The 20,992-nt window shown below is 72.7% G+C and carries 20 protein-coding genes; 10 read left to right on the top strand and 10 right to left on the bottom strand.

Annotation, left to right across the window (positions count from 1 at the left end; translation table 11 throughout):
* The first annotated feature begins 433 nt into the window (after positions 1–433).
* Positions 434–1,282, top strand: a complete 849-nt coding sequence (locus AB0K07_RS03355) for a 1,4-dihydroxy-6-naphthoate synthase (RefSeq protein ID WP_363750611.1) — start codon at positions 434–436, stop codon at positions 1,280–1,282.
* Here the strand turns inward: AB0K07_RS03355 and AB0K07_RS03350 are convergent.
* Both AB0K07_RS03350 and AB0K07_RS03345 read right to left on the bottom strand, forming a co-directional pair.
* Positions 1,243–1,629 (bottom strand): cold shock domain-containing protein, encoded by a 387-nt coding sequence (locus AB0K07_RS03350; protein WP_088986676.1) that lies wholly within the window; start codon positions 1,627–1,629, stop codon positions 1,243–1,245. The genes AB0K07_RS03355 and AB0K07_RS03350 overlap by 40 nt on opposite strands.
* A gap of 27 nt (positions 1,630–1,656) precedes the next feature.
* Complete coding sequence (locus AB0K07_RS03345) at positions 1,657–2,280, bottom strand: HAD hydrolase-like protein (protein WP_363750609.1); 624 nt, start codon at positions 2,278–2,280, stop codon at positions 1,657–1,659.
* A gap of 84 nt (positions 2,281–2,364) precedes the next feature.
* Here AB0K07_RS03345 and AB0K07_RS03340 point away from each other — a divergent pair, with 84 nt between their 5' ends.
* On the top strand, positions 2,365–4,851 hold the full coding sequence (locus AB0K07_RS03340; RefSeq protein WP_363750607.1) for a helicase-associated domain-containing protein: 2,487 nt from the start codon (positions 2,365–2,367) through the stop codon (positions 4,849–4,851).
* Positions 4,852–4,861: 10 nt separating this feature from the next.
* Here the strand turns inward: AB0K07_RS03340 and AB0K07_RS03335 are convergent, their stop codons facing one another.
* Positions 4,862–5,098, bottom strand: coding sequence for a hypothetical protein (locus AB0K07_RS03335; protein ID WP_363750605.1), 237 nt, complete (start codon positions 5,096–5,098; stop codon positions 4,862–4,864).
* Positions 5,099–5,194: 96 nt separating this feature from the next.
* Positions 5,195–6,082 carry a L,D-transpeptidase family protein gene (locus tag AB0K07_RS03330; protein WP_363750603.1) on the bottom strand — a complete coding sequence of 296 codons (888 nt, stop codon included), beginning with the start codon at positions 6,080–6,082 and terminating at the stop codon, positions 5,195–5,197.
* Positions 6,083–6,253: 171 nt separating this feature from the next.
* Here AB0K07_RS03330 and AB0K07_RS03325 point away from each other — a divergent pair, with 171 nt between their 5' ends.
* Complete coding sequence (locus tag AB0K07_RS03325; protein ID WP_363750601.1) at positions 6,254–7,933, top strand: DNA repair helicase XPB; 1,680 nt, start codon at positions 6,254–6,256, stop codon at positions 7,931–7,933.
* Between the two features lie 22 nt (positions 7,934–7,955).
* Here AB0K07_RS03325 and AB0K07_RS03320 read toward each other — a convergent pair whose 3' ends face one another.
* The gene (locus tag AB0K07_RS03320; protein WP_363750599.1) at positions 7,956–8,528 is read right to left on the bottom strand and encodes a TetR/AcrR family transcriptional regulator; all 573 of its coding nucleotides are present in this window, start codon (positions 8,526–8,528) and stop codon (positions 7,956–7,958) included.
* A gap of 88 nt (positions 8,529–8,616) precedes the next feature.
* Here AB0K07_RS03320 and AB0K07_RS03315 point away from each other — a divergent pair, with 88 nt between their 5' ends.
* A complete protein-coding gene (locus tag AB0K07_RS03315) occupies positions 8,617–8,988 on the top strand; it encodes a DUF4267 domain-containing protein (RefSeq protein WP_363750597.1) in 372 nt (123 codons plus the stop codon).
* A 20-nt stretch (positions 8,989–9,008) separates the two neighbouring features.
* On the opposite strand, the gene AB0K07_RS03310 is transcribed toward AB0K07_RS03315, so the two are convergent.
* Together AB0K07_RS03310 and AB0K07_RS03305 are read right to left on the bottom strand one after the other, a co-directional pair.
* Positions 9,009–9,704: a hypothetical protein gene (locus AB0K07_RS03310; protein WP_363750595.1), complete on the bottom strand. Its 696-nt coding sequence runs from the start codon at positions 9,702–9,704 to the stop codon at positions 9,009–9,011.
* Positions 9,705–9,967: 263 nt separating this feature from the next.
* The gene (locus AB0K07_RS03305) at positions 9,968–10,924 is read right to left on the bottom strand and encodes a zinc metalloprotease (protein ID WP_363750593.1); all 957 of its coding nucleotides are present in this window, start codon (positions 10,922–10,924) and stop codon (positions 9,968–9,970) included.
* A gap of 275 nt (positions 10,925–11,199) precedes the next feature.
* Between AB0K07_RS03305 and AB0K07_RS03300 the strand changes: the two genes are divergently transcribed.
* The gene (locus tag AB0K07_RS03300) at positions 11,200–11,685 is read left to right on the top strand and encodes a carboxymuconolactone decarboxylase family protein (protein WP_363750591.1); all 486 of its coding nucleotides are present in this window, start codon (positions 11,200–11,202) and stop codon (positions 11,683–11,685) included.
* A gap of 27 nt (positions 11,686–11,712) precedes the next feature.
* Here AB0K07_RS03300 and AB0K07_RS03295 read toward each other — a convergent pair whose 3' ends face one another.
* Entirely contained in the window at positions 11,713–12,465 is a 753-nt protein-coding gene (locus AB0K07_RS03295; RefSeq protein ID WP_363750590.1) for a TIGR03089 family protein, read from the bottom strand.
* Positions 12,466–12,605: 140 nt separating this feature from the next.
* Between AB0K07_RS03295 and AB0K07_RS03290 the strand changes: the two genes are divergently transcribed.
* Both AB0K07_RS03290 and AB0K07_RS03285 read left to right on the top strand, forming a co-directional pair.
* Entirely contained in the window at positions 12,606–13,664 is a 1,059-nt protein-coding gene (locus AB0K07_RS03290; RefSeq protein ID WP_363750588.1) for a hypothetical protein, read from the top strand.
* A 60-nt stretch (positions 13,665–13,724) separates the two neighbouring features.
* The gene (locus tag AB0K07_RS03285) at positions 13,725–16,025 is read left to right on the top strand and encodes an esterase-like activity of phytase family protein (protein WP_363750586.1); all 2,301 of its coding nucleotides are present in this window, start codon (positions 13,725–13,727) and stop codon (positions 16,023–16,025) included.
* Positions 16,026–16,344: 319 nt separating this feature from the next.
* On the opposite strand, the gene ligD (AB0K07_RS03280) is transcribed toward AB0K07_RS03285, so the two are convergent.
* Both ligD (AB0K07_RS03280) and ligD (AB0K07_RS03275) read right to left on the bottom strand, forming a co-directional pair.
* Positions 16,345–17,256: a non-homologous end-joining DNA ligase gene (gene ligD / locus AB0K07_RS03280; RefSeq protein ID WP_363750584.1), complete on the bottom strand. Its 912-nt coding sequence runs from the start codon at positions 17,254–17,256 to the stop codon at positions 16,345–16,347.
* The gene (gene ligD / locus AB0K07_RS03275; protein WP_363750582.1) at positions 17,246–18,187 is read right to left on the bottom strand and encodes a non-homologous end-joining DNA ligase; all 942 of its coding nucleotides are present in this window, start codon (positions 18,185–18,187) and stop codon (positions 17,246–17,248) included. Before ligD (AB0K07_RS03275) ends, ligD (AB0K07_RS03280) begins: the two co-directional genes overlap by 11 nt.
* 85 nt (positions 18,188–18,272) lie before the next feature.
* Here ligD (AB0K07_RS03275) and AB0K07_RS03270 point away from each other — a divergent pair, with 85 nt between their 5' ends.
* The 3 genes from AB0K07_RS03270 to AB0K07_RS03260 all read left to right on the top strand — a co-directional run bounded on the left by AB0K07_RS03270 (position 18,273) and on the right by AB0K07_RS03260 (position 20,845).
* Entirely contained in the window at positions 18,273–19,304 is a 1,032-nt protein-coding gene (locus AB0K07_RS03270; protein WP_363750580.1) for a Ku protein, read from the top strand.
* A 73-nt stretch (positions 19,305–19,377) separates the two neighbouring features.
* On the top strand, positions 19,378–20,016 hold the full coding sequence (locus tag AB0K07_RS03265) for a DUF4241 domain-containing protein (protein ID WP_363750578.1): 639 nt from the start codon (positions 19,378–19,380) through the stop codon (positions 20,014–20,016).
* Between the two features lie 112 nt (positions 20,017–20,128).
* Entirely contained in the window at positions 20,129–20,845 is a 717-nt protein-coding gene (locus tag AB0K07_RS03260) for an FKBP-type peptidyl-prolyl cis-trans isomerase (RefSeq protein ID WP_363750577.1), read from the top strand.
* Positions 20,846–20,992: the final 147 nt, after the last annotated feature.

Below are 20,992 nucleotides of genomic sequence, written 5' to 3'. Positions count from 1 at the left end.
CCCACACGGCGACCACCCGCTGGCACCGCCCCCACACGGCGACCACCCGCTGGCACCGCCCCCACACGGCGACCACCCGCTGGCACCGCCCCCACACGGCGACCACCCGCTGGCACCGCCCCCACAGGGGACCGCGGTGGCCACGCCTGGCACCGCGCCCCACACATGGGGCAGCTCTACAGGACGCAGCAGTGACATCCCCTACCCGACGGTGCCTGGCGAGCAGACGGCAGTGAGCGCCAGAACCTGCGGCAGTGGCCCGACCGACGGCTGGGGCCCGACGGCTGGGGCCCGACGGCTGGGACCGACGGCTTCTGACCGGGTCTCAGCCGCTCGTACTCGCCGGCCAGCACGGACAGCGGCGCAACCGTGGCAGGTCACAGGCACGGGACCGCACACGACTACCCCGCGGGGGCGGGGCTACGGTGGAGGCGTGGCGCTCTCCCTGGCGATCTCGCCCTGCCCCAACGACACGTTCGTCTTCCACGCCCTGGTGCACGGTCGCGTGCCGGGCGCACCGCCGGTCGAGGTGACGTACGCCGACGTGGACGTCACCAACACGGCAGCCGAGCGGGGCGCGTTCGACCTGGTGAAGGTGAGCTTCGCGGCGCTGCCGTGGCTGCTCGACGACTACCACCTGCTGCCCTGCGGCGGCGCCCTCGGCCGTGGCTGCGGGCCGCTGCTGCTCACCCGGGGCGACCGCGCCGGCGGGCCGGACCGCACCGACCTGACCGGCGCCACGGTGGCGGTGCCGGGCGACCGGACCACCGCGTACCTGTTGTTCCGGCTCTGGTCGGCGGGGCGGCCGCCGGCCCGGATCGAGGTGGTCCCGTTCCACGAGATCATGCCGGGCGTCGCGGCCGGCCGCTACGACGCCGGGCTGGTCATCCACGAGGCCCGGTTCACCTACCACCGGCACGGCCTGACCGCGCTGGTCGACCTCGGCGAGTGGTGGGAGGCCGACACCGGCCTGCCCATCCCCCTCGGCGCGATCCTGGCCCGGCGCGGCGCGGTGGACCCGGAGGCGGCAGCCGGCTGGGTCCGCGAGTCGGTCCGGCAGGCCTGGGCGGACCCGGCGGCCAGCCGCGAGTACGTGCTCGCGCACGCCCAGGAGATGGAACTCGACGTGGTGGACCGGCACATCGGCCTCTACGTCAACGAGTTCACCGCAGACCTGGGCGAGGCCGGCTTCGCCGCCGTCGCGGCGCTGCTCGACCGGGCCGCCGACGCCGGGCTGGTGCCTCAGACCTCCAGCTCGCGCGCGACCGCGTGGACCAGCTGAGCGATCTTCTGCGCGGTCTTCTTGTCCGGGTACCGGCCACGGCGCAGATCCGGCTGGACCTTCGCCTCCAACACCTTGATCATGTCCTCGACAAGGCCGTGCAGCTCCTCGGCCGGCCGGCGCCGCAGCTCCGCCATCGACGGCGGCGCGTCCAGCAGCTTGACTCCCATGGCCTGCGCGCCCCTGCGGCTGTCGACCACGCTGAAGTCGACCCGCTGACCACCCTTGAGGTCGGTGACGCCCGCCGGCAGCGCGCCCTTGGGCAGGAACACGTCGCCGCCCTCGTCACTGGTGACGAAGCCGTATCCCTTGGCCGTGTCGTACCACTTCACTCGACCCGTAGGCACCTGAAAACCCCTGCTTCACTTGAGCCGCTACTGCTCCAAGGCTAGCTGGATCATCCCGTCGAGCGCCGCTGGGAATCCGGTGAGGTCGTCCAGCACCACTTCCGCCCCGGCGGCGCGCAGCTCGTCCGGGGAGCAGGGCCCTGTCGCGACGCCGATTCCGGGCACCCCGGCCACCCTCGCCGCCACCATGTCGGCCACGTGGTCGCCGACGTAGTGGGTCGCGCCGTGCTCCCGCAGGGCGGTCGCCTTCTCCTCGGCGAACAGGTCGCCGGCCAGCTCGTCGACCGTGAGGCCGAGGTGGTCCAGGTGCAGTCGGGCCAGCCGCCCGATCTTGGATGTGACGACCAGCACCCGGCCGCCGCGCGCGCGGATCGCCTCGATCGCCGCCCGCGCGCCGGGCAGCGGGATCGTCGGGGTGATCGCGTACGCCGGGTACAGCTCGCGGTACACCTGCACGGCCGACTCGACCTGCTCGGCCGGGAACCAGTGCGCGATCTCGGTGCGCAGCGGCGGGCCGAGCCGGGACACCGCCAGGTCGGCGTCCACCGGCACCCCGGTCCTGGCGGTCAGCGCGCGGTAGGTCGCGGCGATGCCGGGACGGGAGTCCACCAGCGTCATGTCGAGGTCGAATCCGACGGTCGGTGCGCGCATGCCGAGAAACGTACAGGGCCACTCCCGGCCGGGCGGACGTCCGAGGGGCGCGACGGCCCGGTGCCGGGCTAGCGTGGTAAGACGATGACCACCTCACTCGCCGACCACCTGCGGTCGCTGCCCGACGATGCGCTGGCCGCGCTCCTCCAGCTGCGGCCCGACCTCGTCGTGCCCGTGCCTGCCGACATCTCCGCCCTGGCCATCCGGGCCCAGTCCCGGGTCTCGGTGGCCCGCGCGCTGGACGGGCTGGACCAGTTCACCCTCCAGATCCTCGACGCCGCCCGACTCACCCGGGACCCGGAAGGGGGCACCACGGCGACCGAGGCCGTGCTCGCCATGGCGACCGCCGGCCCTCACCCGCCGGCTCCGACGGCCGTTCGGGCCGCCGTCGGCCGGCTGCGCGCCCTCTTCCTGCTGTACGGGCCGGAGCACGCGCTCCAGGTGGTGCCCGCCGTCGACGAGGTGGCTCCGTACCCCGCCGGGCTCGGCCGGCCGGCCGCGGACCTGGACCCTCGCGCGGCCGCGCTCTGCGCGGACCCGGCGAAGCTGCGCCGGACGCTGCTCGCCGCGCCTCCCTCGGCCCGGGCGATCCTGGACCGGCTGGCGGCCGGGCCGCCGGTCGGCAGCGTGCCCCCGGGCGCGTTGCAGGCACCGCCGCTCGGCGCGGACGACGCCCTGCTCTCGGACCCGACCAACGGCGGCGCGCCGACCGGCTCCCCGGTTCGCTGGCTGGTCGACAACCGGCTGCTGGTCCCCGTCTCGGCCGGCTCGTCGACGACCACCGGCACGGTCGAGCTGCCCCGGGAGGTCGGCCTGCTGCTGCGCCGCGACAGCGGCCCCCTCGGGCCGCTGCGCACCAGCCCGCCGCCGGTGGCCACCGCGCCCCGCGAGGCGAAGGCCGTCGACTCCGCCGGGGCCGGGCAGACCATGGAGGTGGTCCGGCACACCGAAGGGCTGCTGGAGCAGCTCGCCGCCGAACCGGCGCCGGTGCTGCGTTCCGGGGGCATCGGCGTACGGGACCTGCGCCGGCTGGCCCGTACCGCCGCGCTGGACGAGCCGACCACCGCGCTCCTGCTCGAGGTGGCGTACGCGGCGGGGCTCGCCGGTGAGCTGGAGCTGCCCGGCTCGACCACCACCCGGTACGGGGCGGATCAGCAGGTGCTGCCGACCGGCGGGTACGAGGTGTGGCGGGCCGCCTCGCTCGCTCAGCGCTGGGAGCAGCTGGCCCGCGCCTGGCTCACCATGACCCGGCAGGTCGGGCTGGTCGGGCGGCGCGACGACCGGGACCGACCGATCACCCCGCTCTCCGCCGAGGCCGAGCGGGCCGGCGCCCCGGCCACCCGGCGGGCGGTGCTCGGCGTGCTCGCCGACCTGGAACCGGCGACCTCACCCACTCCGGAGGAGGTACAGGACCTGTTGGACTGGCGGGCGCCGCGGCGCAGCCGGGGCCGGGAGGCCGCCCACCGGGAGGTGCTGACCGAGGCGGCGCAGCTCGGCGTCACCGGCCTGGGGGCGCTCACGTCGTACGGCCGGCTGCTGCTCGCCGACGTGACCTCGGCCGACGAGCCGGGCGGCGACGATCCGCTCGGGTTGCACGCGGACGCCGAGAGCGGCGACCCGTCCAGCGCAGCCCGGGCGCTGGACGCCCTGCTGCCCGCCCCGGTCGACCACTTCCTGGTGCAGGCCGACCTGACCGTGGTGGTGCCCGGGCCGCCCGAGCCGGCGCTCGCCGCCGAGCTGGAGGCGATGACCGAACCCGAGTCGGCCGGCGGGGCCAGCGTGCACCGGGTCACCACGGCGAGCGTGCGGCGGGCGCTGGACGCCGGCTACTCGGCCGACGACCTGCACGACGTGTTCCGGCGGCGGTCGCGTACCCCCGTACCGCAGGGGCTCACCTACCTCGTGGACGACGTGGCCCGCAAGCACGGCGGGTTGCGGGCCGGGCTGGCCGGGGCGTACCTGCGCAGCGACGACGAGACGCTGCTCAGCGAGGTGCTGGCCGACCGGCGGCTGGAGTCGCTGACGCTGCGCCGGCTCGCGCCGACCGTGCTGATCACGCCGTACCAGGTCGCTCGGCTGCTGGGCGCGTTGCGGGACGCCGGGTACGCGCCGGCGCAGGAGGACGGCAGCGGCGGCACCGTGCTGTCCCGGCCCCGGATCCGGCGGGCCCCGGCCCGGGTGCCGGTGACGACCCGGGCGTTGGACCCGCTGGTTGCCCCGAAGCTGCCCATGCCCCGACTGCTGGGCGTGGTGGAGCACATCCGGCGGGGTGAGGCGGCAGCACGGGCGGCCCGGCGGGCACCGGCCGTGGTGCGCGGCGGAGCAGCCGGGCTCGGCGGCGGCCCGGTGCCGGCGCACACGCACAGCGAGGCGCTGGCCGTGCTCCAGCAGGCCGTCCGGGACCGGGCGCTGGTCTGGGTGGGATACGTCGACGCGCACGGGGCGACCGCGTCCCGGCTGGTCAAGCCGGTCTCGATGGGCGCCGGCTACCTACGCGCCGAGGACGAACGGACCGAGATGCTGCACACCTTCGCGCTGCACCGGGTCACCGCGGCGGTGCTGGCGGACTGACGGAGCGCGGTCAGCGTCGGCTGCGGCGTACGGTGCCGACGACCGAGATGATCAGCAGCAACGCGAAGCCGGCGCCGGCGGACTCCCCGACCGAGTCGACGAAGCCCTGCCGCAGCACCAGCCAACCGAACAGGAACCACGCGACGAGGAGCGCCGCCGCGACGGCGTACGCGACCACGGTCGCGCGGGACACCTCGTGGGGTGGAGCCTGTTCGTGCGCTTCGATCACGTCACGGTCGACCGTCATGCCCCAGCCTCCCCGCCCCGTTCGGCCCTGGACTCCCAGGGTGTCACTCAGGGGACCGCTGTGACAGGGGTTAAAACCCCGATCCGGGCGAGTCGCTCAGGTGCCGGGGCGCCGGCCCATCAGCACCACCCGGGTGCCCACCTTCCCCAGTTCCCACATCCGGACGGCGTCGTCGTGCAGCAGGTTGACGCAGCCGTGTGAGCCGATCGACTTCTCGTGCAGGTAGGTCGTGGTCTCGTGGAAGCCCATCCCCTGCGTGAAGTGCTGCCAGTACGGCAACCACACCTCGTACGGGTCGGACCATTCCTTCGGGTTGCGGTAGTTGACCGTGTACGTGCCGGCCGGGGTGCGGTAGCCGGACATTCCGGTCCGGGTCACCGTCGGCGCCATGATCACCTTGCCGCCTCGGAGCGCCCAGACCGTCTGCCGGGTCAGGTCGACGCAGAACGTGGTGCCCGTGCCGGCCTTGCAGCGGGCCGGATCGGTGGTGGCGAGCCGCTGGGCCACGTCGTACGTGGTCGGCCCGGCGCGACCCTGCGCGGGGCGAATGCCGTACCGCCGCTGGAACTTCTTGATCGCGGCGCAGTCGGCGGCGGACTGCCGGCCGTCCACGGTCACCGGCCCGAACCCACCCAACCGGGCCAGGTAGGTCTCCACGGCGCGCTGGTGCTCACCCTGCGGGCAACCGGCGGCCGCGGCGGTGCTCGTGGCCGGCGCCGGGGATGCGCTGCGGGTCGGTTTCGGCGTGGTGCTTCGCGTGGGCTCCGGTGTCGGCGTCCGTGTCGGCGCGGTCGTCGCGGGCCGGACGCGCTGGTCCGGCCCGGGCGTGCCGCTCGCCCCCGTTGACTGTTCCGCCGCCCCTGCCGGGGCGGCTCCCCCGCCGCCACCCCCGCTGGCCTGCGGATCGAACGCACACGCACCGGCACCGACCAGCGCGACCACCACCAGGGCGAAAAGGCGGGAGATGATCCGAACACGCTTCATGGGACCTCCCCTGGGCCGTCGTCCCTTTGCTAGACGTTCACAAGTGCCGTGTCGGTTGCGCCCGTGCGCATTTTTCTTCCGACAGTCGGCACCGTGCAACACTGGATGGTCGGCCAGCGGCGGGTAAGCAGGCGCAACGACCGGCGGCCAACCGGAGGAGAGGACCCTGGCGTGAGCGGTGGACCACTGATCGTGCAGTCGGACAAGACGCTGCTGCTGGAGATCGACCACCCGGACGCGCAGGCCTGCCGAATGGCGATCGCGCCCTTCGCCGAGCTGGAGCGCTCTCCCGAGCACGTGCACACCTACCGGCTGACCCCGCTCGGGCTGTGGAACGCCCGCGCCGCGGGCCACGACGCCGAGGGCGTGGTGGACTCGCTGATCAAGTACTCGCGCTACCCGGTGCCGCACGCCCTGCTGGTGGACGTGGCCGAGACGATGGACCGGTACGGCCGGCTCCAACTCGCCAACGACCCGGTGTACGGCCTGGTGCTGCGGGCACTGGACCGGCTGGTGCTGATCGAGGTGGCCAAGAGCAAGAAGCTCGCCGGCATGCTCGGCAACAAGATCGACGACGACACCATCCAGGTGCACCCGTCCGAGCGCGGCCGGCTCAAGCAGGCCCTGCTCAAGCTGGGTTGGCCGGCGGAGGACCTGGCCGGCTACGTCGACGGCGAGGCGCACCCGATCGAGCTGGCCGAGGCCGGCAAGAACGGCAGCAAGCCGTGGACGCTGCGGTCGTACCAGCGGGAGGCCGTGGAGGCGTTCTGGGCCGGCGGATCGGGCGTCGTGGTGCTGCCCTGCGGCGCCGGCAAGACCCTGGTCGGCGCGGCGGCGATGGCCGAGGCGAAGGCGACCACGCTGATCCTGGTCACCAACACCGTCGCCGGCCGGCAGTGGAAGCGGGAGCTGATCGCCCGCACCTCGCTGACCGAGGAGGAGATCGGCGAGTACTCCGGTGAGCGCAAGGAGATCCGCCCGGTCACCATCGCCACGTACCAGGTGCTCACCTCGCGGCGCGGCGGCGCGTTCACCCACCTGGACCTGTTCGGGGCCCGCGACTGGGGCCTGGTCGTCTACGACGAGGTGCACCTGCTGCCCGCGCCGATCTTCCGGTTCACCGCCGACCTCCAGGCCCGCCGCCGACTCGGGCTCACCGCCACCCTGGTCCGCGAGGACGGCCGGGAGGGTGACGTGTTCAGCCTGATCGGCCCGAAGCGGTACGACGCGCCGTGGAAGGACATCGAGTCGCAGGGCTGGATCGCTCCGGCCGAGTGCACCGAGGTCCGGGTGACGCTGACCGACGCCGAGCGGATGTCGTACGCGACGGCGGAGGCCGAGGAGCGCTACCGGATGGCGGCGACCGCCCGCACCAAGCTGCCGGTGGTGAAGGCGCTGGTCGACCGGCACCCGGACGACCAGGTGCTGGTGATCGGCGCCTACATCGACCAGCTGCACCAGCTGGGCGAATACCTGGACGCGCCGATCATCCAGGGCTCGACCACCAACAAGGAACGGGAACGGCTCTTCGACGCGTTCCGCTCTGGCGAGATCCGCACGCTGGTCATCTCCAAGGTCGGCAACTTCTCCATCGACCTGCCCGAGGCGGCGGTGGCGATCCAGGTGTCGGGCACCTTCGGGTCACGCCAGGAGGAGGCGCAGCGACTCGGCCGGGTGCTGCGGCCCAAGGCCGACGGCCGGCAGGCGCATTTCTACACCGTGGTGTCGCGGGACACCATTGATACGGAGTACGCGGCACACCGACAGCGGTTCCTCGCCGAGCAGGGGTACGCGTACACCATTGTGGACGCGGACGACGTTCTCGGGCCGAAGCTGCCCACGATCGACTGACGCCCCGACCGCCCGCTCTGCCTCACCGGGAGAAGCGGTCCACCAGCACCGCCAGCCGCCGGTCGTGGTCGGCGCGGCGGAGGCGGCCGCTGCGCATCAGCGTGACCAGCCCGTGCAGGCCGCTCCAGAACGTCTCGGTGACCGCCTCCAGGTCGTCGTCCCCGGCGAACGGGCGCACCGTCTCGGCCAGCTCGGCGAAGCCCCGGGCCAGGTCGGTCGGAACCTCCTGGCTGGCGAACGGCAGGTCCACAGCAAGGGTGAACATCGCGTCGTAGAGCGCGGGCCGCCGCTCGGCGAAAGCGGCGTACGCCGCCGCGACGTCGGCGACCGCCTGGCCGGGATCGGCGGCCGAGGCCCGGGCCGAGGCGAGCGCTGCGGCCAGTTCGGCGAAGCCCTCGACGGCGACGGCCGCCATGATGGCGTCCTTGCCCGTGAAGTGGCTGTAGAGGACGGGCTGGCTGTACTCGATCTCGGCGGCGAGCCGCCGGGTGGTCACCGCGTCCCAGCCTTCCGCCAGGGCCAGGTCGCGTGCTGCGGCGACGATCGCCCGCTCCCGTTCCGCCCGCTCGCGCTCCCGGCGCCCCTGAGTCGACATGACGCTCATCCTAGCACCGCTAGATATCCTGCCGATGCTCTGCTAGCGTCGCTCCCACATCTAGCAGCGCTAGGAATTGGAGCAGACCATGCTGGCACCCCTCGCCTACGGGCTCGCCGTCGTACTCAGCCTTCTCGTCGCCTTTATCGGCGCACGGTTCCTGCTGGTGCCCCAGCCTGCGGCTGCCGGGTACGGCGTGCCGGCCCGGCCGGACGGCGATCCCGCCTACCTGACGATCAAGGGCCTCCGTGATTTCAGCTACGGCCTGCTCGGTCTCGCCCTGATCGCCTTCACCACTGCCGATGCGGTCGCGTGGTTCATGCTGATCGTCGCGCTCAACCCGCTGGGCGACACCGTCGTCGTGCTGCGCAACGGCGGGACGAAGGCCGTCGCCTTCGGTATCCACTTCGCCACCGCCGTCGTCGTCCTCCTCGACGCCGCCCTGCTGTTCGCCCTGTGACCGCGGGGCGGCGGGCAGCGTTACGACGTGGGCGGTGGGCAGCGGTCGGGGAGGGTGACCTCGCCGGGACGGTGGTCGAAGGTGTCCATGGTGAACCACTCGTCCAGCTCCGGGTCGAAGAGGTTCTGCAGGCCGAACTGCAACACCTGCCACCACCGGCTCGGGTCGTGCTGGTCGACGTAGATGTCGCCGAGCGCGAGCGGGAACCGGAAGAACTCTCCCGGCACGGTGGAACCGCCGACGACCCCGACCCGCCAGTGGTCGACGTGCCGGTCCTTGTCCCCCTGCAGGATCTCCGGCCCCACGTAGCGGGCGGTCTTCAGCTTGTCGTTGAAGATCTGCCGGTTGAAGAACCCCGGGACCTTGCTGCACGCGCGGGGCGGGAACAGCGGGATGTTCGGCCACTTGTAGGTGAGCGTGTAGAGCGTGTTCTCGTAGATCAGGTTCGTGAACCAGATCGGGTGGTCCGGGCCACCGGCGATCATCTGGCTGTTGCCGTCCCGGCCCTGCCAGCTGAACGGCACGTCGATGCCGAGGTCACGCACGATGTACCGGCCGGTGCCCTGGAAGTCGGCGGGGAGCAGCGGTGGGCGCGGCTCTCTCGGAACGGGGGCGACATCGCCGTCGGCCTGGGCCGGGCGGGGCAGCGGGGCCGCCGCCGGACCGGGCGCGACCACACCGAGGGCGAACAGAGCGCCGGCCACCGCCGAAGCCACCGTCCGACGTGTACGCCTCGACACCACCATCGCCCTTCCGCCACCTTGCCCGTGCCACCTGCCTTCGGCGAAGCGTAGGAGCAGGTGAAACGTGAGACATGGTGGAACGGGTGGGCTCCACCGGACGGGTGAAGAGACCGAACCGGCCCGGGACCGACCACACCGTGCCCTGCTCGCGGCGCGCGGCATGGCTGCACCGCCGGTGAGGAGGAACGGAAAGGGGCTGGCGGTACGCAGCCCGCCAGCCCCTGACCCGGCTTGGGTTACCCGGCGCCGCCGGCGCGGAACGCCACCCAGGCGTCGCTCATCCGGTCCGCCTGTCCGGCGGTGAACATGTTCATGCAGGAGTCCTGCGTGTAGTCCATGAAGTTGTGGATCGGGTCCAGCCCGGGTGCGGTGCAGCTGTCCGCGCCCACCGGGCAGTTGAACTGCGGCGCCGCCTCGCGGGGGGTGTCCGCGACGAAGTCGCCGGACGCGGAGCAGCCGTGCGCGAAGGTGTGCTCCAGCATCAGCCAGTGCCCGACCTCGTGCGTCAGCGTGTCACCGAGGGAGTACTTGCCCGCCGTGCCGCCCGGCATCGACTCGTCGAGCATCACCACGCCGTCGATGTAGTCGCGGCCGTTGTTGTAGCCCTTCGGGAAGTACGCCCAGCCGAGGAGCCCGCCGCCGATGTTGGCCGCGTACACGTTCAGCGTGCGGGAGTCGCCGGTGTACAGCGCCTTCTTCATGTCCCGCTCGTTCTTGCCGGGCACGACCGTGTACCAGGCGCTGTTCACCGTCCACGTCGTGTCGACGAGCGAGAACCGGAACGGCGTGTCGGAGGCGTTCGCCGCCGTGCGGCCCGCGAACGAGTCGTTGAGCACCGTCATCTGCGCGGCGATCAGGTTGTTCCACCTGGTCGTCTCGGCCGCGCTGAGGGCGTGGTCGGAGACCATGTGGAAGACCGTCGGCACCGTGACGCCGCCGTTGGCCAGGCGCGGGGCGTCCTTGATCACCCCGTAGGCGTTGGCCTCGTTCTTGGAATACAGCTCCGGCTCCTGGGCGGCGGCGCCCTCGGCGACCCGGGCCACGCTGTGCTCGTCTGCACCCGGCTCACACACGCCGACGCCTGGGGGCACGGGAACGGGTGCCGCCACCGCGGCGTAGCCGCCACCGGACGCCAGGAGCGTCGCGGCGGTGGCGGTGAGGACTGCCAGTCGGAAGATTGGTCTCCTGTGCATCGGTGCACCTCTCGGGGGAATGGAGACGGCGCGGGGTCGCCAGGATCAGGTCGACGACGTCGTCTTCCCGGTATGAGAACACGTCGGTGGCACCGGCAAAAGCCCTGCGTACAGCACTGATGTGGGGTGTAACGGCAGGGAGCCGAGGAGCGCTGTTATCGCTTTTTGCGAGGCGGTCTGCTGTGGCGGTCGTCACCCTGCCGAGCTGTCACAGGGCTCTGCTCGCCGGCATCTCATGTTCGTCCGATCGAACGCCGGGAGTGAAGGACGGAACCATGGACGCCCGATTCAACATGTTCGACAACGAGATCGCCATGAAGTTCGCCAAGCGGTTCGCCAACGCCGGCATGGTGATCCAGCAGTCGCCGCTGCCGAAGTCCACGCAGGAGCTGGTGTCCCTGCGGGCCAGCCAGATCAACGGCTGCGGCTGGTGCATCGACGCGCACACCAAGGATGCCGCGGCGGCCGGTGAGAGCCCGGTCCGGCTCAACCTGGTCGCCGCCTGGCGCGAGTCCACCGTCTTCACGGAGGCCGAGCAGGCCGCGCTGGCGCTCGCCGAGGAGGGCACCCGACTCGCCGACGCCCACCAGGGCGTGTCCGACGAAACCTGGGCTCAGGTGCGCAAGCACTACGACGACGACCAGATCGCCGCGCTGGTCGCCCTGGTCGCCCTGGTCAACGCGGCCAACCGGCTCGCCGTGATCGTGCACCAGCGGGGCGGTTCCTACGAACCCGGCATGTTCGCCGCCGCGTTCGGCTGACCTGGACGACGGCCAAGGTTGACGTCCCTAGAGAAGCCTGGTGACCTGCTCGGCGGCGACCACGACGTCCCGCCGAGCAGGGTCGAGGTTGGCGCTGATCACCACGGACGCACCAGCGGACAGCGGAGCCAGCAGCCACTTCAGCGGCTGCTCGTGCTCGGCCGCGTCGACCAGCAGCCGGTCGCCGGCGCGCAGGTCCAGCATCTCGGCGATCCCCTGGGCGATCGCGCCCCACTCGCCGTAGGTGGTGCCGTCCGCGCTGGCCGGGTCGGACGGGTGGATGGCGGTGTGGTCCGGCGTGGCGTCCGGGTACCGGAGCACCTCGGCGGACCAGTCGAGCCAGCCCAGCGGCACGTCGGCCAGCCGCCCCGGGCCGGTGCCCACGAGGTAGCGGTGCGGCCCGTCCGGCACGTCCTCCAGCCAGTCGTCCTGCCGCTCGGGGGTCACGAAGACCGCGTCGAACGGCCGGTCGCCGCCCGGTTCGAGGACCGGAAGGCCCGCGGTGGCGCGAGGCCGGAACGACACCGCCAGGCCGGAGGCCCAGGCGCCCAGCAACACCGCGGCGGTACGCCAGTGCGGCGGCAGCAGCACCGCTACGCGGCTGCCGGGGCCGAGCCCGCAACCGTCCCGCAGCAGGCTGGCGCTGCGCGCCGCCCAGGCGCCGACCTGGTGCGCGGTCAGGTCGACCCGCTCGCCGGTCGCCTCGTCGCGGTAGCTGAGCAGCGGGCGCTCGGCGTCGGTGGGCGGGACCGACAGGTTGGCCGTGGCGGTTGGCTGCATCTCCACGCTCCCCGGGTGACGACGTCGAACCACCCTACTCAACGACTTTGGTCGCACCCGTCGTCGGCCGATGGCCGTAGCCGCCGTCCGGGTGGCCGGCGCAGGGTACGGGTGACCCCGACACGCCGCCGAGGAGCGCCATGCCAGCCGAGCCGCACCCCGCCGCCGCCCCCGACCCGCCCGCCACCGCCGACCAGCCTCCGTCGCGGTGGCGGAAACTCGTGCCGGTGCTGGCACTGCTGGTGCTCGCTCCCTGGACCGCCGAGTGCTCGTGGGGTGGCTTCGTACTCGCCGACTTTCTTCCGGTGGTCGTCTTCCTCGGGCCGATGTACGGCGGGGCCGCGATCCTGATCCGGGAGATCGCCCGGCACCTCGGCGCGGGCTGGCCGGCGATCGTGCTGCTCGCCGCCGCGTTCGGCGTGCTCCAGGCCGGCCTGGTCGACCAGTCGCTGTTCAACCCCGGCTACCTGGACGACACGGAGTACGCCGACACCCGGGCCGCCGCCGAGGCGACCCTCGTGCCGGGGCTCGGGTTCAGCGTCCGCCAGGCCTTCGACTACGTGGGCAACCACATCGTGCTGACCATCTGCGCGCCGATCGTGCTCGTCGAGTCGTTCCTCGGGCCGCGGCGCAGGCTCCGGCCCTGGCTCGGCCGACCCGGGCTCGCCGTGGTCGGCGTGGTCTACCTGCTCGGCAGTCTGCTGATCTTCTCCGACAGCGGCCGCAAGGGCTTCCTGGCCAGCCCGGTCCAGCTCATCGTCGCCGCGACCGTGGTCCTCGCCCTCGTCATGACTGCACTGCTGCCCCGCTGGCGTGACCCCCACCCGCGACGCGTCCGCCGGGCACCGCACCCGCTCTGGGTGGGTCTGGTGGTCGTCCTCGTCCACTTCGGCACCGACCTGACGCCGGGCTGGCCGGGCGTGGGCATCGCGCTGGCGCTCGCCGCCGTCACCGGAGGGCTGATCGCGTTCTGGTCCTCCCGCGCCGGTTGGGGGCAGCGGCATGTGCTCGTCGCCGGCACGGCGAGCCTGGTCACCGCCGCCGGTTTCGCGTACCTCGTTCCGCCCTACTCTGCGGCGTCGCCGGCGGCGGCGCTGGCCGGCGACGTAGCGGTCACCGTGGTCACCCTGGCCCTCATCGGCGGCGCGTGGTGGCGGCTGCGCCGTACTTCGCCGGCTGTTCACGTCCGCGCAAGCTGATGCTCCCTCTCGGGTGCCAGCCTCCGACCGGGTACCAGCAGACGGAGGAACTCCTTGTCAGTGAGAAGAGCAATCACGGCGCTCACCGCGGCCGGCGTCGCGGTAGCCACCATCGGCGGCGCCACCTCGGCGACCGCCGGGGAGCGGCACCAGGGCGGTCCGGTCGCTTTCGACCGGGTCGCGACGTACCCCGTCTTCCAGAACCGTCCGGCCGGTGAGGACCCGGCGACCCCGACGGTCGCCGAGATCTCGGCGGTCAGCGAGGACGGACGCACCCTGATCCACACCGACGCGCTGGCCCGGCGCATCGGCTTCCTCGACATCTCCCGGGCCGACCGACCGCGCGGCCTCGGCACCCTCTCCCTGGCCCAGCTCGGTGACGCCGAGGACGAGCCGACCTCGGTCGCCGTGGTCGGGAAGTACGTGCTGGTGGTGGTGAACACCAGCAGCGGCTACACCGAGCCGTCCGGCCGACTGGACGTGATCGAGCTGGCCAGCCGCAAGCGGATCGCCAGCTTCGACCTCGGCGGGCAGCCCGACTCGATCGCGATCAGCAAGGACCAGCGGTACGCCGCGATCGCCATCGAGAACGAGCGCGACGAGGAGGCCACCCCACCCGGCGGCGAGGAGGGCGACCTGCCCCAGCTCCCCGCCGGCTTCGTGCAGATCGTCGACCTGACCGGCAGGACGCCGGCCGGTTGGCGGCTGCGCCCGGTCCCGCTGACCGGCGCCGACGGTCAGGCGCTGCCCGCGCTGGTCGCGGCCGGCCTCGCCGCGCCGACCGATCCGGAGCCGGAGTACGTCTCCATCAACAGCCGCAACGAGCTGGCGGTGACCCTCCAGGAGAACAACGGCGTCGCCCTGATCGACCTGCCCACCGGCCGGGTCACCAAGGTGTTCAGCGCGGGCACGGCGACGATCAGCGGTATCGACACCGTCAAGGACGGCACGATCAACCTGACCGGCAGCATCACCGACGTGCCGCGCGAGCCGGACGCGGTGGCCTGGGTCGACGACCGCTACCTCGCCACGGCCAACGAGGGTGACTGGCGGGGCGGCACCCGCGGCTGGTCCGTCTTCGACAGCCGCAGCGGGCGGGTCGCCTGGGACGCCGGCAACACCTTCGAGCGGCTCGCCGTCACCTACGGCCTGCACAACGAGGACCGGGCCGGCAAGAAGGGCACCGAGCCAGAGGGCGTCGCCACCGCCGAGTACGACGGCGTCCGGTACGCCTTCGTCGGCTCGGAGCGGAGCAACTTCGTCGCCGTCTACGACCTGAGCCGCCCGACGGCTCCGGTGTTCAAGCAGGTGCTGCCGACCACGAACGGTCCGGAGGGGCTGCTGCCCATCCCGTCGCGTGGTCTGCTCGCCGTCTCCAGCGAGGAGGACGACGCCTCGGTCAACGTCCGCGCCTCGGTGTCGCTCTACCAGCTCGGCCGTGGCACTCCGGCGCTCCCGAGCATCGTCTCCGGCACCGACCGGGCGGGTACGCCGATCGGTTGGGGCGCCCTCGGCGCGCTGACCGCGGCACCCGGCACGCGGGACCAGCTCTACAGCGTCACCGACGCGGCGTACAGCCAGACCCGGATCCTCACGATCGACGCGAAGCGGACGCCGGCCGTGATCACCGGTGCGCTGCCGGTGAAGGACGCGACCGGCGCACCGGTCGGGTACGACGCGGAGGGCATCTTCGCCCGTCCGCAGGGCGGCTTCTGGCTCGCCGTCGAGGGCGCCAAGGGCCCGGAGAACAAGCTCGTCCGGCTGGACGCTGCCGGGGTTACCCGGCAGACCGTCGCGCTGCCCACGGAGGTCGCCGCCGGCCTGGCGAAGCAGGGCCTGGAGGGGGTCACCGCGACCACCGACCGGCAGGGCCGGGAGATCGTCTGGGTGGCCGTGCAGCGCGAGCTGAGCACCGACCCGGCCGGCGTGGTCCGGCTGGGCCGGTACGACGTCGCTGCGGGCACCTGGAGCTGGTTCGGTTACCGGTTGGACGCCACCAGCGTCCCGGGTGACTGGATGGGCCTCTCCGAGATCACGGTGGTCGGCGACCGGCTCGCGGTCATCGAGCGGGACAAGCTGAACGGCCCCGCCGCCACGGTGAAGCGGATCTACACGGTGCCGCTGCCGGGCGGGGCCGCGGCGACCGGTCCACTGCGGGTGCTGCCGAAGACGCTCGCCGTCGACGTGCTTCCCGCGCTGCGTGCCACCAAGGGGTGGACGCAGGAGAAGCTGGAGGGTCTGACCGTGGCCGGCAACGGCGAGGTCTACGCGATCACCGACAACGACGCGGTCCAGGACGCCACCGGTGAGACGGTCCTCCTGCGCCTCGGCTCCAGCCGCAAGGTCTTCGGCCGCGACTGACCCGTCACCGCGTGCCTACCGGCCCGGCGTCCACCGCGAGGGGGCGCCGGGCCGATCACGCAGGGTGATCCCATGCCCCGGCCGGCCGCACACCACCCCAGACCCTTTGCTCTGCTTACCCATACGCAACACTCACGCTCCGCGAGCGGAGGTTTGGCCGCCACCCACGGAAGCCAGCATGAAGCCGCAGCTCAACCTGGTGTTGCGTCCGTGTAAGCAGAGCAAAGGTGTCGAGCGGGTGCGGCCGGGGGCACGACAGCCGTCGCAGTCAGTGACGAAGACCACGGCGCCCAGCTCGGACCGCGCTCGCCGCCATGCCTCAGACGGGCAACTCCGGGCCACCGTCGAGCAGCGGAGCCAGCAGGTCGCCGTACGTCTCGACCCGGTCCAGCACCTCGGCGGCGGTGAACTGGCGGACGGCCGGCTTCCGGCCGCGGGCACCGGCCTCCACCTCGTCCCAGGTCAGCGGGGTGGAGGCGGACGGCACGTCCTGGGCGCGCAGCGAGTACGGCGCCACCGTGGTCTTCGCCGCGTTGTTCTGGCTCCAGTCGATGAAGACCTTCCCCGGGCGGAGGTTCTTCGCCATCTTCGACACGATCAGCTTCGGGTGCGCCCGCTCCAGCTCCTGCGCGATGCGCTTGGCATAGTCCGAAACGAGATCGGACGACTGGGTGCCGGCGATCGGGCAGCAGAGCTGCATGCCCTTCTTGCCGGAGGTCTTCGGATAGCTGTCGATGCCGTCGTCGGCGAGCCGGTCGCGCATCAGCACCGCCACCGGACAGCACTCGGCGAGCCCGGCCGGCGGCCCCGGGTCCAGGTCGACCACCATCATGTCCGGGTGCTCGCCGACCTTCCACTGCGGAGTGTGCAGCTCCAGCGCGGCCAGGTTGGCCAGCCAGACCAGGGTGGGCAGATCGTCGGCGACCACGTAGTCGATGGTCTCCCGGCCCTTGCTCGACCCGGGGGCGGGCAGCGTCTCCAGCCGTACCCAGTCGGGGGTGGCGGCCGGGGCGTTCTTCTCGAAGAAGGAGGCGCCGCCCACCCCGTTGGGGAAGCGGATCCGGGTCAGCGCCCGGTCCCGCAGGTGCGGCAGCAGCACCGGCGAGATCCGGGTGTAGTAGTCGATCACCTCGCCCTTGGTGAACCCGACGGCCGGATAGAGCACCTTGTCCAGGTTGGACAGCTCCAGCGAGCGGCCCTCGACGTCCACCCGCAACCGGTCAACCGGCATCGTCGACCTCCTCCGGTGGTTTGTCCGGGCGCAGCCGCAGCACCCGGGGGAAACGCAGCCGGCCGTCGGGGGTGCGCTGGCCGTACTTCACCTCCACCACCACCCGGGGAGTTACCCAGATGGCGCCCCGGGCATCCTCGCGCGGCACACCCGCCGCGAACGGTGACGCGCCGGAGCGCAGTGGCTCCAGCTCGGCGAGGAGCTGCCGTTCGATGGCCGCGCCGATCCCGCCGCCGACCCGGCCCCGGTAGATGAGCCGGCCGTCCGGGCCGGGCACCCCGACCAGCAGCCCACCGATCCGGCGCGCGCCCGGTCGCCAGCCGCCGATGACGAAGTCGCCGGTCACCTCCAGCTTGACCTTCACCCAGTCCGGTGAGCGCACCCCGGGGCGGTAGACGGCGGCGACCCGCTTGGCCATCACGCCCTCCAGACCGTGCTCGCCGGCCGCCTCGTAGGTGGCCGGGCCGTCGGCGAAGACCGGCGGCACCGCCCACCGGGCACCGCCCAGGGCGAGTGCGTCCAGGGCCTCCCGGCGACGCTGGTACGGCCAGCCGGTCAGGTCGTCGCCGTTCAGCCGGAGCAGGTCGAAGATCATGTACGTCACCGGCATGACCGCCGCCAGCCGGGCCGCCCGGTTACGGTCCCGGACGTGCATCCGTTCGGCCAGCGCGGTGAACGACGGCTGCCCGCCCTCGCCGAGCAGCACCACCTCGCCGTCGAGCAGCGCGTCGTCGACCTGCTCGAAGAGGGTGGCCAGTTCGGGGTACGCGGCGGTGATCTCCACGCCGGAGCGGGCGAACAGGTGCTGACGGCCGGCGGAGATGTCGGCGAGCGCGCGGACCCCGTCCCACTTGAACTCGTACGCCCAGCCGTCACCGGCCGGGAGCGGCCCGGTCATCGCGAGCATCGGCTTGAGCGGCGCGCCGGGCACGACCCGACTGTAGTAGCAGGCCGAACACCTCGCGTCCGGTTCCTTCGGATGCGAGCATGGTCGATACCGGGGAAGGGAGCACAGGATGCGGGCCATCTGGAAGGGAGCCGTGTCGTTCGGGCTCGTCTCGATCGGGGTGAAGCTCTACTCCGCGACCGAGGAGAAGGACATCCGGTTCCACCAGGTGCACCGCGAGGACGGTGGCCGGATCCGGTACAAGCGCACCTGCTCGGTCTGCGGCGAAGAGGTCACCTACGACGACATCGCCAAGGGCTACGACATCGGCGGCGGGGAGATGGTGATCCTCACCGACGAGGACTTCGCCGACCTGCCGCTGACCAGCTCACGCGCGATCGACGTGCTGGAGTTCGTCCCGGCCGACCAGGTCGACCCGATCCTCTACAACAAGGCGTACTTCCTGGAGCCCGAGGGTACGGCGACCAAGCCGTACGTGCTGCTGCGCGACGCGCTGCTCGACTCGGAGCGGGTGGCCATCGTCAAGGTGGCGCTGCGCCAGCGGGAGCAGCTCGCCACGCTGCGGGTACGCGAGGGCGTGCTGCTGCTCAACACGATGCTCTGGCCGGACGAGATCCGGACCGCCGACTTCGGCTTCCTCGACGAGGACCTCAAGGTGCGCCCGCCGGAGTTGGCGATGGCCAGCTCGCTGATCGACTCGATGACGGGCGAGTTCGAGCCGGACGTCTTCACCGACGACTACCGGGCGGCCCTGCAGGAGGTCATCGACGCCAAGGTGGAGGGTCGGGAGGTCGTCCAGCCGGAAGAGGTGGAGGAGGCGCCGGCCGCGGCGGTGGACCTGATGGCCGCGCTGAAGGCGTCGGTGGATCGGGCTCGGGCGGCCCGGGGCGAGCAGCCGGCCCGTGGCGGCGGTGGCGAGCCGACGCCCATCTCGGCGGCCCGCTCGGCCAAGAAGGCGGCCGAGAAGAAGGCGGCGAAGGCTCCCGCGAAGAAGGCCCCCACGAAGAAGACCGCCGAGAAGAAGACGGCAGCGGCCAAGGCCGAGCCGGCGAAGAAGGCCGCCAAGAAGACCGCCGCGAAGAAGACGGAGCCGGCGAAGAAGACGGCGGCCAGGAAGACGGCGCCCCGCAAGACCGCCTGACCGCACGGCAGCGACGGAGGCGTCGGCCGGACCGGGTACGCTCCGCCGGCCGCTGGCCACCGGAGGAGCCGCCATGCCGTACACCCCTGACCTGGGTCGGTTGTTGACGCCCGGCGCCCGCTTCACCGACGAACACGGCTCGTACCTGATCGAGGCCCACCCGGTGGGCGACATCGTCCTGCCGACCGGCCGGGTGGTCGGGTGTGACCCGCTGGTCTGCCCGGAGGCCGAGCCGTTCACGGTCACCGTGCCCCCGGGGCGGTATCCCGCCCGGGCCTGGGTGGCTGTGGTGCTCCGGGAGGACGCCGAGGTGGACCGCCGGGTGGCCGCGCTGGAGCTGGTGATCCGGGACGCGCCGGCGGTCCGGTGGGAGCCGGCCGTCGCCGGCGACCAGGACGTCGCCGCCCTGGGCGCGGACGACTACTTCGGGTACGGGGTGGACGCCGGCGCCGGCACCCTCGCCGACCCGACGGCGCTGACCGTCCTGGAAGCCTGGGACTACGACCAGGTGGAAGCGGTGTTCATCCCGGCCGAGCTGCCCGCCTCGCCGGTCCCGGGGCTGATCACCGCGGTGCTGGACGAGGCCACCGGCGCCAACGTCGTCACCGTCGCCACGGGCTGGGGCGACGGCTGCTACGGCACCTGGATCGGGCGCGCCGCCGACGGCGGGGTGACCTCGTTCGTGACGGACTTCATGGTCGTGCCGGAATAACCGTCGCGCCGGGCGCGGGACGGGCGCCCACGGAGCGATCCGGACGGTCCGGGGTGGGCACGGTGGGCCGTCCGGCGGGTACCGTGTGCGTCGGCTTTCCCCCCGGCACCGGGTGCCGGCCACACCTTCGCAGCAGGGAGTCGACGACGTGAGCGAGCGCACGCAGCAGAACCGGTCGGAGGGCCAGAGCCCGGCAACCAAGGCGGGGCGGCGGCTGGCCGCCCAGCTGGCAGCGCAGAAGGCGGCCGAGGCGAAGCGGCGCCGTCAGGCGTGGGCCGGCGGACTCGCCGGCGTCGCCGTGGTGGCGGTGCTGATCACCGTCTTCGTGCTGGTCGGCGGGGGCGACGACAAGCCGGCGAACCAGGCCGACTCGACCCCGTCCGCCTCCGCGTCCGCCCCCGCCCCGGGCGAGGCCGCCGCGCCGCCCGCACCGCAGCTGCCGGCGGGCGCCGACCCGGCGCTGGGCAGCAAGCCGACCGTCGAGGCGGGCAAGGGCGAGCTGAAGAAGCTCGCGGTCACCCCGGTGATCAAGGGCACGGGCCCGGCGGTGCAGAAGGGTCAGACCATCACCACGAACTACGTGGGCGTCTTCTACAAGGACGGCAAGGAGTTCGACTCCTCCTGGAAGGCCGGCCAGCCGGCCACCTTCGCGATCGGCGTGGGCCAGGTCATCCCCGGCTGGGACCAGGGCCTGGTCGGCGTGACCGTGGGCAGCCGGGTGCAGCTCGACATTCCGGGCGAGCTGGCGTACGGCAACGACGAGGCCGCTGCCGGTGGCCGGCCGACCGGCCCGCTGCGCTTCGTGGTCGACGTGCTCGCCGCCCAGTGACCCGTCCGGATCGCCCCGGTTGTCGCCTGGGCGCGATGGAGTTGTTCACATGGGGCTTCCGGCCCGTCACCCACCGGCAGTAGGTTCGGCGTCACCCCGGGCGGTCCGCCGCCCGGGGTGAGCATCCGGACGGGACGCGGAGGTGCA

Origin of the sequence: Micromonospora sp. NPDC049301, assembly GCF_040678715.1 — a bacterium.
Lineage (GTDB): Bacteria > Actinomycetota > Actinomycetes > Mycobacteriales > Micromonosporaceae > Micromonospora.
This window is presented reverse-complemented; position numbering and strand designations above follow the sequence as displayed.

Excerpts from the sequence above, each read along its gene's own strand:
- AB0K07_RS03345 (WP_363750609.1), bottom strand. The coding sequence starts at position 2,280 with ATGCGCGCACCGACCGTCGGATTCGACCTCGACATGACGCTGGTGGAC.
- AB0K07_RS03340 (WP_363750607.1), top strand. The coding sequence starts at position 2,365 with ATGACCACCTCACTCGCCGACCACCTGCGGTCGCTGCCCGACGATGCG.
- AB0K07_RS03335 (WP_363750605.1), bottom strand. The coding sequence starts at position 5,098 with ATGACGGTCGACCGTGACGTGATCGAAGCGCACGAACAGGCTCCACCC.
- AB0K07_RS03330 (WP_363750603.1), bottom strand. The coding sequence starts at position 6,082 with ATGAAGCGTGTTCGGATCATCTCCCGCCTTTTCGCCCTGGTGGTGGTC.
- AB0K07_RS03320 (WP_363750599.1), bottom strand. The coding sequence starts at position 8,528 with ATGTCGACTCAGGGGCGCCGGGAGCGCGAGCGGGCGGAACGGGAGCGG.
- AB0K07_RS03315 (WP_363750597.1), top strand. The coding sequence starts at position 8,617 with ATGCTGGCACCCCTCGCCTACGGGCTCGCCGTCGTACTCAGCCTTCTC.
- AB0K07_RS03305 (WP_363750593.1), bottom strand. The coding sequence starts at position 10,924 with ATGCACAGGAGACCAATCTTCCGACTGGCAGTCCTCACCGCCACCGCC.
- AB0K07_RS03300 (WP_363750591.1), top strand. The coding sequence starts at position 11,200 with ATGGACGCCCGATTCAACATGTTCGACAACGAGATCGCCATGAAGTTC.
- AB0K07_RS03295 (WP_363750590.1), bottom strand. The coding sequence starts at position 12,465 with ATGCAGCCAACCGCCACGGCCAACCTGTCGGTCCCGCCCACCGACGCC.
- AB0K07_RS03290 (WP_363750588.1), top strand. The coding sequence starts at position 12,606 with ATGCCAGCCGAGCCGCACCCCGCCGCCGCCCCCGACCCGCCCGCCACC.
- ligD (WP_363750584.1), bottom strand. The coding sequence starts at position 17,256 with ATGCCGGTTGACCGGTTGCGGGTGGACGTCGAGGGCCGCTCGCTGGAG.
- AB0K07_RS03270 (WP_363750580.1), top strand. The coding sequence starts at position 18,273 with ATGCGGGCCATCTGGAAGGGAGCCGTGTCGTTCGGGCTCGTCTCGATC.
- AB0K07_RS03265 (WP_363750578.1), top strand. The coding sequence starts at position 19,378 with ATGCCGTACACCCCTGACCTGGGTCGGTTGTTGACGCCCGGCGCCCGC.